General features: G+C 73.6%; 1 protein-coding gene (only partly in view). It reads left to right on the forward strand.

Annotated elements, in window-relative coordinates; translation table 11 throughout:
- Window positions 1-16,803: the 5' portion of an iron-sulfur cluster assembly accessory protein gene (locus ACQRUO_RS23245; protein ID WP_428317964.1), read on the forward strand. Its footprint extends 10,509 nt past the window's final position; only the first 16,803 of its 27,312 coding nucleotides appear in the window; the start codon lies at window positions 1-3; the stop codon falls past the right edge of the window.

The following is a 16,803-nucleotide window of genomic DNA, read 5'->3' on the forward strand; positions in this document are numbered from 1 at the left end:
ATGGCCGCCGCCGACAACGACAGCGATCTCACCGCGAACTACCCGTCGATCATGATCGGAGCCGGCGGCGCGGAGTTCTTCAGCGTCGTCTCCGGCAGCCCGTGGCCGCAGGCGGACGAGGGGTCGCTGCGGCACGTCCGCGACGACTACACCAAGATCGGGCAGCTGCTGCCCGAGCTGCGGCAGGACATCGCCGACCTGGTGATGGTCTGCCGCCAGCAGTTCGAGGGCGACGCGGCCGACGCCTTCGTGGCCGAGATGAACCAGTTCATCGGCGGCAGCGGCGGCGACGACTACCTCATGCTCACCGCCAAGCAGTGCCTCGACCTGGCGAACTACGCGGGGGACACCGCCAACCAGGTCGAGTACACCAAGTGGATGGCGATCGCCCAGCTGGTCCAGCTGGTGGCGGAGATCCTCTACGCGATCGCCTGGGCGCCGTTCACCTTCGGCGAGTCGCTGCTCAACCTGAGCTGGGAGTACGCGCTCTCCAGGGCGGCGCTGCAGGCGCTGCTGAAGTGGCTGGCCAAGTCGATCGCCGAGCACATCTTCACCAGCGTGGTCAGCGGCATCACGCTCGACGCCGCCCTCCAGGGCATCCAGTTCGCCCAGGGCAACCGCCACGAGTGGGACACCAGCTCGACGCTGCAGGCGCTCGAGATGGGTGTGGTCGGCGGCGCGCTCTCCGGACCGCTGGACCTGGTGGGCATGGGCCTGGGCCATGCGCTGGGTTCGGTGCTCGGCAAGAGCGCCGGCTCGGTGATCGGCCACGAGCTCGGCGACGTGATGAAGAACGGCCTCAAGGACGTGCTGGACACCGGGGTCAAGGACGGCATCAAGGACGGGATCGACACCGGGATCAAGTCCGGGATCAAGGACGGGATCGACAGCGGGATCACGTCGGGGATCAAGGACGGCATCGACGGCGGCATCAAGTCCGGGATCAAGGACGGCATCGACACGGCCGTCCACGACGGAGCGTCGACCCTCTCGCACGACGCGACCACCCTGGTCGACGACGGCGTCAAGTCGGTGGCCGGCAGCGGTGCCTCGACCCTGGTCGGCGACCTCGGGAGGACCGTCGGCCAGGACGTCTCCAAGCTGACCGAGGCGGAGACGAACAAGTTCGCCACGGACGTCGGCAAGCTGCTGGCCGGCACCGCCGCCCAACTGGAGCACGGCTTCAGCGGGTTCGGCAAGGGCACCATCGCCGAGACCTTCAAGAACACCATGGGGCAGATCTTCGAGAAGAACCTCGGCAAGGAGCTCGGCGCCGACGCGGCCCGCAAGCTCGGCGAGGACTTCGGCAGGACCTTCGCCGAGAAGTGGGGCCAGGCGGGCATGGAGCACGGCGCGCTCAGCGACGCGCTGCACGACCTGCTCAAGGACGCCCCGATCGGCAGGGCCGGGCGGGACGCGCTCGCCGAGGCCCTGCCCGGGATCGCCGATCACCTGCCGCAGGGCAACCGGATGTTCGACCTCGGGTACGCGATCGGCGAGCAGATCAAGGGCGGGGTGCACAACATGCTCACCCCCGCGTTCACCAACCTCATCTTCGACCCGAGCCACCAGTTCAACGTCGACTTCGGCACCTTCGGCTCCGGCGTCGCGATGGGCCTGATGGGCAAGTTCCTGCACCACCTGAGCGCGCCGGCGCTGCACACCTGGACCAGCTACGTCCGCAGCATGCAGCACGCCCCGATCATGCCGGGCGACAGCAAGTACTTCGGCCCGCTCCACCCGCTGACGCTGCTCTCGCTGGCCGGCAACCTGGCGGGTCACGCCACGCCGTTCCCGGTGCCCCGGCTCGGGCCGCACCTGGACACCCCGGCCAACATCGCCAAGACCTTCGGGCTGGACGACTTCGGCAAGATCCCGGCCTACCTGTCGGACGTCTCCTCGCTCGGCGGCGACTTCAAGGTGCCCACCGAGAGCACCGGGCCGGAGCCCGTCGGGGAGGTCGTCGACCCAGCGGGCAGGACCAGTTGGAACTCCTCGGTGGATGGGGTCGACGAGTCGCGGGCGCCGGGCGCGCCGAACCCGGTGCGCACCCAGTCCGAGTCCGGCGAGGACAGCCAGGGCAGCCAGGGCAGTAAGGGTGGGCAGGACGGCCGGAAGACCGGCGGTGCCGGGCAGGGCGAGGGCGAGGAGTCGCCGGCCGCCGGGTCCGCGGGCCGGCCGCGGACCTCCGGCGGGTCGGGGGAGGAGAGCGGCGGCAACGGCAGGAGCGGTGCGACCGTCGACTCCGCCGGCGGCAACGGCCCCAAGCCGACCGGCCCCAAGCCGACCGGCCCCAAGCCGACCGATCCCAAGCCGACCGATCCCAAGCCGACCGACCCGAAGGTGGCGAGCCGGTTCCACGGCGGCGACCTCGGCTCCGGCGACCGGCCGGAGCGGGGCGCGGGCCCGGGTTCGGCCTCGCACGCCGGCGACCGTCCGAACGCCGAGCCGCCGGCCGACCCCACGCCGCCCCGCCCGGTGCGGACCAGCAGTGACGACCCCAAGGGCCCCGGCCCGCACGGCCCCCACGACCCGAGCAACCCGAACCCGGACAACCCGAACCCGGACAACCCGGACGACCCCAGCCGCCCGCACGACCCGACCCACCCCGACGACCGCTCCCCGTCCCACGAGCAGCCCCCGTCCCGGCCCCACGACCAGGGCACCCCCAGCTCTCCCGAGCCGCTCGCCACCCCGACCCACACCGCGTCCGGCCACGCCTACACCTTCCACCCCGCGCCGTCGCACAGCGACCTGTCGCCCGACGAGAGCCGGGCCGGCCGGTGGGAGCAGACCCAGCGCGACCTCCAGGACGACTACGACGCCAAGCTGTCCGCCGCGGCCGAGCACACCACCGACGACCACGGGCTCGACACGACCTTCTCGGACGCCTTCCGGGACTGGTCCGGCAACCTTCCCGAGGGCATGTCGGACGCCCAGCTGTTCGGCGTCCACCAGCGGGCGCACGACCTGATGCAGCAGAAGCTCGACGCCGGCGAGCCGCGCGATGAGGTGCTCACCCAGCTGGACGACCTGTTCGCCCTCGCCTCCTTCCGCGAGGCTGCCGTCCGGCTCGGCGAGAGCCGGCTGAACCACGCCGCCGACGTCTGGGGTCGGCAGCTGACCGGGGAGGACGGGCCGACCAGGACCACCGAGCTCTCCGACGAGGGCCGGGCCCGGGCCCGCGGTCACGTCGTCGACGCCTACCGGCGCAAGCTGGAGCAGACCGTCGCCGACGTCTACGCCACCCCGGACGACGTCCGGGACGGGCTGGCGCAGCGGACCGCCGAAGGACGCCGCCGCCTGGCGGACCTGACGGCAGGGTTGACCCAGGACCTCGACGTGCGGGCCGAGTTCGAGTCGGCGATGGAGGACGCCGACCGGCTGGTGCAGCAGGTCCGCGACAACTGGCGGGACGGTCTGGGCGAGCAGGACGCGGGGCTGCTGCACGAGGTCGGCGTCCGGGACGACGCCGAACTCTCCGAGGAGAGCCTGAAGCTGATCGGTCACCAGCTCCGTGACCGGCTCGAGAGCGGGTTCCGGGACAGCTACGGCAGCACCGACAGCGCGGCCGCGCTGCGCGACGACCTGTCCGCCGGGGCCGACCGGTTCCGGCGCAACCTGGCGGCCGAGCGGGACGCCCTGCCGCACGACTTCGCGGTCCAGGCGGCCCGCGAGGCCGTCGCCACCAAGGTCGTCGACCAGGTCAGGGAGGCGGCCGGGAGCTGGGCGGAGAAGGGTCTCGGCAAGCTCGACCCGGAGCTGGTCACCGAGCTCGGCGTCGCGGGGCACGACCCCGAGCGCCACCTGCGCGAGGTCACCACCGAGATCGCGAGCAAGGCCGACCAGGCGCTGCTGGCGCACCTCGACCCGACCGGCGGCCAGGAGCCGCCGGAGCACGAGGCCACCCTGACCGAGCTGCCGGACGATGCACCGGAACTCCCCGGCACCATCGCCGCCGAGCCGACCGGTGCCCCCGCCGCCGACCACACGGCGGCTGGTGCCGACCAGATCCCGGTGGAGTGGGCCAAGACCTTCGACGGCCTGGCCGGCGAGGACCGGATCCACCAGTTGATCACCGTCAAGGTCGCCCGCGCGAACGCCGCCGACTACGCGGTCCGCGAAGCCCACACCGCCGCCACCCGGTTCGACGGCACCCTCTCCGACTCCTCGCGCGAGCGGATCCGTGAGCAGTACTCGGACCGCACGCTGCAGGCCTTCGACACGCTCTTCGACAACGCGAAGCTGCCCGCCGGCGCCGACCCGACCGAGCAGCTGGACCTCTGGCGGTCCGTCAAGTCCGCGCTGGCCGAGGACCTGCCGCTGCACCTGGCCTTCGAGTCCGAGGTGATGCCGGCCCTGGAGCACGCCGCGCAGGGCTTCGACACCCTGGCCGACGGCCGCGGGATCGAGCACCGGCAGCTCGCCGACCTGAAGCGGCAGTTCGGCCGGGACTGGTTCGACGCCTACCGCGAGCAGTTCGGGCCGGAGAACCTCAACGGGCAGAAGTGGCAGGCCCACGAGGAGCTGCACGACAACACCTTCTTCACCGAGCCGGTCGAGGAGCCGGTCCGGTCGGCGACCGACGCTCCGGCCGACGAGCCGGTGGTGGAGTCGGTGGGCCCGCGCCTGCTCACCGACGGCGGCCCGAGCCGTCCCGCCACCGCCACCGACACGGACACCGCCGGCACCCTCACCCGCCCCGACGGCCGCCCGATCGCCCGCCCCGGCGGCCCCCGCACCGCCGCCGGCCCGGCCGGCGAGGAGTCCGCGCCCGCCTCGGTGCTCGGCCGCCGGCCGCGCCCGGCCTCGTTCGCCGAGGACCGCGGCCCCGAGCAGCCCACCGTGGTCGAGACCGTGACCACCACCGGTCCGGACCCCGAGACCCACACCTTCGCCTCGGTCGACGACTTCCTGCAGCACTACCCCTCCGACGGCTACCGGCCGCTGGGCGACGACGCCCTGCAGAACCTGCGCGACGCCCTCGGCACCGGCCCGGACGGGCAGCCGCACCGCTTCGCCCACCCCGGCGAGTGGCTCGACCTGGTCAACCCGAAGGACGGCTCGGCCGGCCCGCTCGACCCGCAGCTGGTCAACTGCGGTGCGGCGGCGATGGCCTTCCACGCCACCTTCCACGGCGACCCGCAGACCGCCGACCGCCCCACCGGCGTGCCCGCGGGCGCGCACACCCAGGTCCAGGAGTGGACCGGCCATGCCGCCGAGTTCATGGGCGACGGGCAGGGCGGCCTGAACGAGGTGGCCGACCGGCTGCGGCAGGCCGGCCCGGGTGCCGGGGCGATCGTCTTCGGCTCCTTCGACAACGGCGCCGGCCACATCTGGAACCTGGTCAACGTCCCCGGCCACGGCCTGATCTGGGTCGACGCCCAGCGCAACACCCACGCCCCGGTGGACCTGCCGCTGCACGCCACCGGCCTCAACCACGTCTGGGCGATCCCGCTGGACGCCCACAACGCCTTCGTCCCCGGCAGGTCGGCGGCTCCCGCCGCCGGCGCGCCGACGGGCCGCCCCGGCCCGGCCTTCCACGGCAACGACGGCCCGGGCGGTGCCGGGGCCCGGCTGGACCTGGGCGAGGGCGGCGCGGCCGCGCTGAGCGACACCGCCCTGGCCAAGGTCAAGCAGCTGCTGGAGCAGGAGGGCAACCCCGATCTCGCCCTGCGCATCGCGGCCCAGCCCAAGGACTCCGGCGGGCTGGCGTACCAGCTCTTCTTCGACGAGCGCTCGCTCGACGGGGACCACCTCGCGGACTTCGGCGGCCTGAACGTCGTCACCGACCGGATGAGCGCGCCCTACCTGGCCGGCGCCACCATCGACTTCGTGGACACCATCGAGAAGCAGGGCTTCACGGTGGACAATCCCAACGTCGACGCCTTCACCATCACCCAGCACGGCGTCAGCACCGTGGTGCCCAAGCCGACCTCGCGGCCCGGCACGCCGTCGAACGGGTCCCGCGCCTCCTCGCCCGAGGTCGCCTCGCAGTTCCACGGCACCGACAAGCCGAGCACCATCGTCAAGCCGAGCAGCGACAAGCCGACCACCGACAGGCCGAGCACGGACCAGCCGACCACCAGCACGGTCACGACCCCGCACATGGCGGGCGGCTCCGGCGAGGAGTTCGGCGACCCCGGCAAGCGGGTGACGGTCCCCGGGGACGGGCTCTGCCTGCTCTCCTCGGTGGCGACCAGTGACCCGGTCGGCGTCCGGCAGGCGCTGGGCGGGGCCGACGGCGGCTCGGTGCGCAACACCGCCGTGGCGCTGCGCGACACCATCTCGACGCGGCTGCGGCACAGCTCGCCGGCGGACCTGCCGGCCGAGGTCGCGGCCAACTACCGGGCGTACGCGACGCAGTCGATCCGCAGCACGCTGAACGGCCGCAGCCGCAGCGAGCTGACCGACGAGCTGGGCGCACTCGGCGTGACCTCGGTGGACACCCACGAGGTGCTGCCCGCCCGCACCCTGCACGACCTCTACGTGGCCGCCCGGAGCCGGGAGTTGACCGGCGGCGGGCTGGACCCGGCGGCGGCCCGGGCGACGGCCGAGTCCGAGGTCGGCTGGAAGCTGGCCGGGCCCAAGGAGACCAAGGACGCGGTCGACTACCTGCGCGGCCAGGGCCACGAGCCGGCCGCCGACCCGGTCGCGCTGCGCGAGCAGTACGTCCGGGTCCGCTCCGACGAACTGGCGGACAGCCGGGACGGTGACCTGGGCGCGGCCCGCGACGAGGTCGAGCAGCGGGTCGGCTGGAACTTCGCCGACAGCGCGCTCTCCCCGGCCCGGCAGTTCCGCTACCTGGCCGACCGGGGGGTGGACGTCGGCCTGGACGCGCTGCCCACCCGGGACCTGGCCGACCTGGTGGTCTTCCACCGCACCCGGCAGAACGCCCCGCTCACCCCGGAGGAGTTCCGCGGCCTGCAGTCCGCCGTCGACTCCTGGGAGCACTCCTGGGCCTCGGACCTGGGTGAGATGTTCCCGCCGCTGGTCGCGCACGAGCTGGGGTTCCGGCTGCGGGTGGTCGGCGACGACGGGCACGGCGGCGTGGTCACGCTGGCGGCCTTCGGCGACCCGAACGCCCGTCAGGTGACGGTCTACCACAACGGCGTCAACCACTACGACGCGAGCGACGCGGGCCCGCGCCCGGGCCGCTCGGGGGAGCCGCCGGCCGAGGTCCGTCCGCCCGTGCCGCCGAAGGACGACGCGCCCGCGGAGGTCCGTCCGCCGGTCCCGCCGAAGGACGACGCGCCCGCCGAGGTCCGCCCGCCCGTCCCGCCGAAGGACGCGCCCGTCACCGTGGAGCGGCCCGAGCGCCCCGAGCGGCCCCCCGTGCCCACCCGCCCGCTGCCGCCGATCCCCGGCGACCGCCCGGCGACCACCGTCCCGGGCGACGAGGCGCCGGGTGAGAAGGAGCTGCCCCCGCTGCCCGCGGAGGCCGCCGCCACCGGCCCGATCGCCCCCGCCACCCGCCCCACCGGCCTGGCCACCTCCAGCGCCGACCCGACCGACCCGTCCCGCCCTGCGCCGACGGCCCTGCCCACCCCGGCGCCCGAGCACACCCCGGCGCCCGAGCACACCCCGGCCACCCCCACCCCCGCGCACCGCCCGCCGGTGCCCGAGCGCCCGCTGCCGCCCGTCCCCCGCCCGGAGCGCCCGCTGCCCGAACCGCCGCGGATCGACCCGGCGTTCGAGCCCACGAAGCCGATCGACCCGGCCGCCGTCCGCCGCCCCCCGACCGAGGTGACGGAGGGCCACCGGCTGCGCGGCTACGACCTGCTGGTCGACCTGCACGACGACGACGTCACCGTGGTCGCGCAGATCACCGACCTGTTCAAGAACGCCTTCGGCGGCGACCTGCCCGCTGCCAAGACCATCGCGCACGCCTTCTTCGACCCGGCCACGCTGCGCCCGCGGCTCTCCGCGCTCTCCCGGGGCGACAGCTGGCACGTGCCGATCGAGGGCGACGGCTGGACCGGCAAGGCCTCGATGCGGGTCACCGTCGAGGACCTCAGCTACCTGGAGACGGCCGACAAGATCGAGAACGAGAACGGTGCGGACCACCTCTCGACGGTCACCCACCTCGGCGACACCCGCTGGCGGGTCAACGCGGGCGTCTCCGCGAAGTTCAAGTTCGGCAAGACGGGCGACCTCACCGAGGCGCTCGGCTACACCCACGACGAGATGCACGGCGACGCCCGCACCGACGGCGGCCGGACCATCGCGCGCGGCAAGACCCAGGCCGCGGGCGCCCTGTTCGGCACCCGGTTCCGGCTCACCGTGGACTTCTCCGACCTGCACAAGAACGGCAAGCCGTTCGAGACGCCGGGCGGGCAGCACCGGCACGTCCTGGACATCGGCGCGACGGTCGGCATCCCGTCCCGCGACACGCTGAACGCCAAGGGCGAGAAGGACCCGATCGGCGACCGGTTCGCGCCGCCGGAGCGGGTGACCGCCGGCAAGCGGCTCGGCGGCTCGGACATCGTGCTGGACGTCTGGTCGCCGACGGCGCACCACGACGACCTGCGCAAGGGCATGGCCGCGGTGATCGACACCGCGGACCGGGACGGCCAGGCCTTCTTCGGCGACGACTGGGCGAAGGTCAAGGAGAAGCTGCTCTCCGAGCTCGACCTCACCCGGCTGCACCAGAACCTCAAGGGCCTGATGTCCGGCGAGAGGTTCCGGGTCGACCTCACCGGCGACGGCGGCCTGAGCAAGCTGGGGGTCAGCGTCGAGGCCGGGGTCAAGTCGCTGCGGCACACCGACAACACCAAGGTGACCGAGTTCAACGTCGGTACCGGGATCCAGCGTTCGGCGGCCGACCAGGACACCCGCAGCGACGCGGTCCAGCTGCCGCTGCCGGGGTCGGGCAACGACTACCGCGGCCTGCCCGGCACCTACGGCGGCAGCGCCTCGGCGCAGTACGGCCGCGACCGGATGCACATCTCGGGCAGCGGCCAGGAGAGCAGCGTCACCACCAAGACCAAGGGGCCCGGTGCGGTCTTCGACGGTCTGAGCGAGCTCAGGCTCACCTTCGAGAAGACCGGGCCGCTGGGCGGCACCACGACCGGCCACGCCGGCGTGGACGTCGGCATCCGCACCCTGATCGAGCAGAGCGAGGCCCGCAGGCTCGACCCGGCCACGCTGTCCGAGGACCCCACCGCGCCGGACCCCACCCTGTTCACCGCCGACGACCAGCCGCCCACCCGGCCGGCCCCGCGCAGCTTCGAGCCCGGCAGCGAGATCTACAGCCCGCCGGACAGCGTCTGGCCGGGCACCCCGCACAGCGGCCTCGGCGACACCGTCGCGGTTCGCGACCTGCGCGACGTCGCGCCGCTGCACCAGGCCCTGGACACCGCCGGGCGCGAGCTCCTCGGCTCGACCTGGGACGCCGTCAGGAGCGACGTCCGGCAGACCTACAGCCACAGCATGGTCTCCTCCCGGCTCACCTCGATGACCCGCGGTCTGCCGCTGGACGTGCCGAAGTCCACCCACGGCGTGCGCATCTCGGCCACCGCCCACGTGGTGGAGATGGCGTTCAAGCGGTACGACAAGGACGCCGACCTCAACCCGGTCAACGAGACCAGCACCTTCAGCTCGGACCGCACCGTGCTCTCCGACGTCAAGTCCGCCTCCGGGCAGGCCGGCGGTCAGCCGACCGTGGACGGCGCGGGCGACTCCGTCACGCTCTCCGGCCAGTACGGCAAGCAGTACCGCGACCGCACCGGCTGGCGCGACGGCAGCTCCGGCAAGGTCTACGCGAACGGCAAGTTCAACCGTCCGCAGGCGCTCTACGACTCGGTCGTGGCCGTGGACGTCACGATCACCCACCAGGGCGTCGAGCACCACCTCACCGTCCCGCTGGACACCGAACTCAGCCTGGACGCCAAGACCGGCGGCCGCTACACCGTCGGCGAGGACGGCCTGGGCGTCTTCACCGGGCCCGGCCTCGGCCGCCCGCAGGACGTGGTGCCGCCGAGCACGCAGCTGGACCCGCCGAAGCGGATCTCCGACGGCTCGATGAGCGCCGGCGACGTGACCGTCAGCCTCGGCAACAACGACACCGAGGTGCTGCACACCATCGAGCAGACCCTCGGCCGGCACGGCACCCTCTCGGACGACGAGTTGGTCAGGCTGCGCGAGAAGTTCGACCCGTTCGCGCTCAGGACCCAGCTCTCCCGGCTCACCCGCGGCGGGGTGCTCAGCACGAAGGTCTCGGTCGGCGGCTGGCACGGCACCGTGACGGTGCGGGCCGGCCTGCGCGGCTTCCGGCACGCCGAGACGCAGAAGAACTTCGAGTTCGAGCGGGGCGCCCAGCACCGCCTCTTCTCCGGCGCCCAGCACGACTCGCGGAACCGCGACGTCTTCGGCGTGCCGGCGAAGGCCAAGCTCGGGCACGTCGACCTCTCCGGCAACGTCTCCCGGATCAACGACCGTTCGAAGAGCACGGTGCTGCAGATCGCCGGCGCCACCTCCAGCCGGGGCAAGACCGTGGAGGACGCGGCCCTGCTGAGCGGCACCGCCGACTTCTCGATCCAGTTCGACCTCAAGAAGCTCGGCCGCAGGCTGGACGAGCCCACGGTGGACGTCCCGATCGACACCACCATCGCCGTCCCGCTGCGGGACTCCGTGGTGCCCGGCACCGGTGAACCCGCGCCGGTCGCCAAGCACGTCGCCCCGCCGGAGCGGATCGAGCAGACCCACCGGCTGGGCTCCAGCGACATCGTCACCAACGTCTACCCGCTGCACTCCGCCCGCGACGCCGCGCCCTCGATGGAGCCGGCGGTCCGGGCCCTGGACGACGCCGGCTCGCGCACCCTGGGCGGCGACTGGCGCGGCATGCGGAAGAAGCTTCTCGCCGCCCTGGACCCGGACGAGCTCCAGGGCCAGCTGAAGTCGTTGACCTCCGGGCACGAGATCGTGCTGCGGCACGGCCGGAGCACGGTGCGGATCTCCGCAGCCGTCGACCACCTGGAACACACCGGCGACACCGCGCAGACCGAGTTCAACAACGCCACCACCGTCCAGCACACCGTGGCCGTCTCGGACCAGCAGGCCGAGGCCGGCGGCCGCAGCACCAGCACCACGGTGAGCGTGCAGGGCACCAGCAACCCGCTGCCCGACGGCGTCGCCGTGGTCGGCGGGGTCTCCGGCACCCACCAGCGCGGCCGCGACACCATCGACGCCCGCGGCCTGTCCACCACCTCCGGCATGGCGACCAAGTCCAAGCGGCCCGGGACCGGTTACTCGGGTGTCGTCAAGCTGATCGTCAAGATGGAGCACCGCCCGCTGATCCCGCTGGGCGACCAGGACCGGATCGTGCCGCCGCGCACCGGCACGCCCGGGGAGGGCCTGGCCGGCCTGGCCGGGGCCGCCTGGCACGCGATCCGCACGAGCGGCACCCCGACCCGGACCATCGCCACCACCAAGATCGGCTTCGACACCACGATCGAGGCCGGCGACGGCCGTCCCAGCGAGGTCCCGGCCCCCTTCGACGCGCCCGAGCACCGCCAGCCGCAGCCGCTCACCGTGCCGGCCGACCCGCCGGTCGAGGTCCCGGTGAAGGTGCCGCCGGCCAGGATCTTCGACCAGGGCATGAGCGGGTCCGACGTGCTGCGCTGGCTCGGCGACTCCGCCGGCGTGCAGGACATCCTGCGGCTGCGCGGGCCGGAGTTCTTCGGCAGGCGCACCTGGGACCGGATGGAGAGCGTGGCCCGCAACACCCTCGGGCACAGCCAGCTCTCCGCCCGGTTCGGCCAGGCGACCCGCGGCGACGAGATCGCCACCCCCGACCCCGGCAAGCGCCGGCTGGTCTCCAACGCGGGCGTCGAGGCCTCGCTCCAGGTCCTCCGCCTGGAGTACCGGGGGACGGACGGCAAGGTCGAGCTCAGCCCGGCCAACGAGACCGCCAACTCGGGCGTCCACACCCACCTGGACTGGAGCATCTGGGGCGGTTCGGTCCAGGCCGGCGCCAAGGCCGAGGTCAGCGAGGCGGCCGAGGGCACCTTCCTGGGCACCGTCGGCGTCCAGCGGCGCGGCCGCGAGGGCGAGGCCAACACCGACGGCGGCCGGGTGGTCTCGCACGCCAAGTTCGGCACGCCGATGGCCCGGTACACCGGCTACGCCAAGGTGACGGTGACCTTCGTCGACGGCGACCGCAGGCGGGTCGAGGAAGGCGTCATCCCGATCTCGATCGACGTCCCGGAGCGGGAGACCACCCCGGGCACGGTCATGAGCGACCACTACCTGGCCTTCGACCACGACCACCCGCAGGGCGAGCAGGTCGCGCTGCCGAAGCCCGCGCCGCAGCCGGCGGAGGTCCCGGAGCCGGCCGCGGTGGCGCCGGTGGCGCCCGCGCCCACGCCGGTGGCGGCACCCAAGCCGACCGAGGCGCCGAAGCCCGCCGAAGCGCTGGCCAAGCCGACCGAGGCGCCGGCCAAGCCGACTGAAGTGCCGGCCAAGCCGACCGAGGCGCCGGCGCCGGTCAAGCCGGCCGAGGCCCCCAAGCCCGCCGAGGTCACCGAGGCCCCCAAGCCCGCGGCGGCACCGGACGCCCTGAAGGAGCCCGAACCCACGGCCGCGCCCAGGAGCCTGGCCGCCTCGATCGAGGAGATCCTCACCAGCAAGCCCCCGGTCGCCGAGCCCCCGGCCGCGGAGACACCGCCCACCGACCTCCCGGTGGCGGAGCGGGCCCCGTCGCCGGCACCCCCGGTGCCGGCGGCACCCACCGGGCCGACCGGCACCGTGCCGCAGCCCGGCCCGGCCGGTCGACCGCTGCTGACCCCGGCGGACTGGTCGGCGGTGCGCGCGAAGGCGACGCCGGCCCTGGTGTCGACCGAGCGCTTCGACCCCTCGACGAAGGGCCAGGCGGGGCCGGGTGCGCTCGGCGGCCCCGCGCTGCCGGACCGGTACGCGCGCAAGCGCCCGGAGCTCGGCGGTCTGCAGGGCTACGAGACGACGATCCGCTACGACCTGCGGCACTTCGAGGCCCAGCCGGGCCACTGGGTCAAGGACTTCACGCTGCGGCTGCACCTGGACGCCGGCCACGGGCCCACCTCGGCGGAGACCGACGAGCTGTGGCGCCGCGCGGTCGCCGTGGTGAACGACCACTTCAACGGTCGCTTCACGCTGCCGGACGGCTCGCAGGCGCACCTGACCCTGGAGCGGGCGGACCAGGCCGACGACGCGCACCAGACGATCACCGTGAAGTCCGGTGACGGCCGGAGCAACCAGCAGGAGTGGTTCGCGCAGAGCACGGACGGCGTGCTGCTGCATGAGGTGCTGCACTACCTCGGCCTGCCGGACGAGTACGGCGAGGCGCTGATGGCGCTCCGCTCGCCGGAGCGGATGGCGAAGTACGCCGACGACCACGGCGTGATGGGCGACGCCGCGCACCGGCACGCCTTCGCGGTGCTGGACCGGCACCTCGAGAAGATCGACCAGGTCTCCCGGTCCGGCCCGGTCGTGCGGGAGTTGACGTACCACCGGTTCGAGGAGCTGGCCGACGAGCACCGGCCCGAGCCGACCGCGCCCCGGCCGGCGGCCGACGACGCGGCGCAGCGCCCGGTGCACCCGTCGCAGTCCGGCAAGCCGGACCTGGCGGGCATGCTGAAGAACCTGCGGCACGACTCGGACTCCGAGCAGGCGTCCTCCGGCGAGGAGTGGTCGGACGGCGAGGACCCGCAGCCCGCCCCGACCCCGGCACGCCCGCCGGTGCAGCCCGTCGCACCGCCGCAGCACCTGGCCGCCCCGCACACCACGACCGGGGAGCACCGGGACGGGCCCTCGGACACCGAGTCCGACGGCCGCTCGACCCCGGACCGTGCGGTGTCGCCCGCGCTGCGGTCGGACATCGACTCGCCGGTGCTGCGGCCGTCGCCGACGGGCGAGTTCTCCAGCACCGGGCTCTGGCCGGACCAGCTGACCAGCCTGACCGAGTTCGGCATCTTCTCCGGTGCGCCCGTCCACTGGCACGAGGGCTCGGAGCCCAAGCGCCTGACGGACTGGAGCGACGGCGACTTCACCAGGATGGGCCGCCTGGCCGACCAGTACGACCTCCGCAACGCCCGAGCCAGGGAGTGGCTGGACCAGCTGGTCGACCGGGCGCACCGGGTGGTGGCGGACGGGCTGCCGGGTGCGGAGGCGGCACAGACGCTGCTGACGACCCACCAGCTCCTCACCGAGGACGGCTGGTCGCCCTCCTACGTCGAGGAGTTCCTGCACCTGCAGATGAGCCTGCGGGACAGCGAGGTACCGAAGGCGTTCCCGGCCGCGCTGACCGTGCCGCACCTGGAGCGGGACGAGTTCGGCGACGCGCCGGCCATGCTGGTCGACGAGGGGACCCCGTGGCAGGAGACCCGCGGCGTCCGGCGCCCGGAGTACGAGGGCGGCACGCTGCGCGGCACGGACGGCGCCTCGCAGCGGTTCTACCGCTGGCTGCGGGAGGCCGGCGGCGACCCGGAGCTGCTGAGCGAGTGGGCCGCCCAGCAGGCCGGTGGGTCGTGGTCGCGGGCGGCGACCCGGGCCAAGCTCTTCTACGCCTACTCGCGCCCGGGCGAGCACGTGGCGGAGGAGTACGCCTGGCACGCCGGCGGCCTCGGCCGGCGGCTCAGTGACGCGCGCGACTGGACCGCCAGCACCCCGGGGGAGGAGGAGTTCTCCTTCGTCAACTACGACCGGAAGCTGATCCGCAGCCTGGTCGCCCAGCACGTCTTCACCTACGAGTTCCTCAAGCACACCGACCTGCCCAACATCGACCGCGAGCACGGCACCATCCGGCTGCTGCGCCTGGAGAACCGGAACTTCGTCCACGACTCCAACCCGGACCAGGCGCTCGCCCCGGACATGACCTTCACCGCGGAGGAGGGCCACCCCTCGATCACGGTGCCGCGCGGCCCGGCCGAGTCGTTCAGCCTGCTGACGCCGTACAAGCAGCCGAACGACTTCGCCGGCGGCTTCGGTCCGTTCTACGTGACGCTCCAGGACATCCCGCTGCACCGGGTCTTCGGCACCCACCTGCAGAGCCGTCCGGAGAACCCCAACGGCACCCTGTACCTCGGCGAGGACGAGTACCTGGTGATGTCGGTGGGCCGCACCATCGAGTTCCACAGCACCCAGGTGCCGCCGCTGCCGGTGGCCGAGCACACGCCCTCGCAGGCGCCGGTGCTCCCGCTGCCGCGCCGTCAGGTCCCCGGCTCGGACTCGGAGGGCGAGGCGTCCGACCACAGCGGCTGGACGACGGACGAGGACGCGCCGCAGCCGGCGCCGACCCCGGCGCGCCCGGTGGTCCAGCAGCCGACCACGCTCCCGCCGGTGCAGCACCTGTCCGTGTCGCAGCCCACCCAGGAGGCGCACCACTCCGACGGGGCGCACCACTCCGACAGCGAGTCGGACGACGGGGCGACGGCGGAGCGGGCCTCCTCGCCCGCCTTCGCCCAGCCCATCGACCCGCCGGTGCTGCGGCCGTGGCCGGCGGGCGACTTCACGCCCGAGGGGCTCTGGCCCGACCGGGAGACCAGCCTGACCGAGTTCGGCATCTTCGCCGGCGAACCCGTGCACTGGCACGAGGGCCTCGAGCCCAAGCGGATGACGGACTGGAGCGAGGGCAACTTCGAGCAGATGGGGCAGCTCGCCGACCAGTTCGGCGAGCGGAACACGCACGCCCAGGTGCGGCTGGACGAGTTGGTCAAGCGCGCGCAGCAGGTGGTGGCGGACGGGCTGCCCGGCGCGGCGGCAGCGCAGACGCTGCTGGCGACCCATCAGGTCCTCACCCAGGACGGCTGGTCGCCCGCGTACACCGAGGAGTTCCTGCACCTGCAGATGAGCCTGCGGGACAGCGGCGTGCCGAAGACCTTCCCGGCCGAGCTGACCATCGCGGAGCTGGAGCCGGACCGGTCGGGCGTGAAGCCGACCATGCTGATCGACGCCGGGACCCCGTGGGAGGCGTCAAACGGCGTCCCGCGCCCCGAGTACGAGGGCGGCTCGCTGCGCGGGGAGGAAGGCGCCTCGCAGCGGTTCTACCGGTGGCTGGAGCAGGTCGGCGGCGACCCGGAGGTGCTGGCCGAGTGGGCCGGCAGCCAGGCCGGCGGCTCCTGGTCGCGGCCCTCGACCCGGGCGAAGCTCTTCTACGCCTACTCCCGCCCGGGCGAGGACGTGCAGACCGAGTACGCCTGGCACCGGGCCGGCATCGCCACCCGGCTCCGGGAGGCCCGGGACTGGAGCGCCACCACCGCGGACGAGAGCGACTTCCCGTTCGTCGGCTACACCCGCAGGCAGATCCGCAGCCTGGTCGCCCAGCACGTCTTCACCTACGAGTTCCTCAAGCACACCAAGCTGCCGAACGTCGACGGCGAGCAGGGCAGCATCCGGCTGATGCGGCTGGAGAACCGGGAGTTCGTCAAGGACCACAACCCGGAGCAGGAGATCGACCGGGACGCCCGCCACCCCTCGATCACGGTGCCGCGCGGTCCGGCGGAGTCGTTCAGCCTGCTGACGCCGTACAAGCAGCCGGACGATCCGGGCAGTGGCTTCGGCCCGTTCTACGTGACGCTGCAGAACGTCCCGCTGAACCGGGTCTTCGGCACCCACCTGCAGAGCCGGCCGGAGGACCCGAAGAGCACGCTCTACCTCGGCGAGGACGAGTTCCTCGTGATGTCGGCGGGCAGCACGGTCGAGTTCCACGGGACCGAGGTGCCGCCGCTGCCGGTGGCCGAGCGCACGCCCTCGCAGGCCCCGCCGCTGCCGTCCGAGCAGCCGGAGCACCCCGCGCAGCTGGAGCAGCCCGCGCAGCAGCGCTGGGCC

The organism is Kitasatospora sp. LaBMicrA B282, assembly GCF_050325825.1.
GTDB lineage: Bacteria > Actinomycetota > Actinomycetes > Streptomycetales > Streptomycetaceae > Kitasatospora.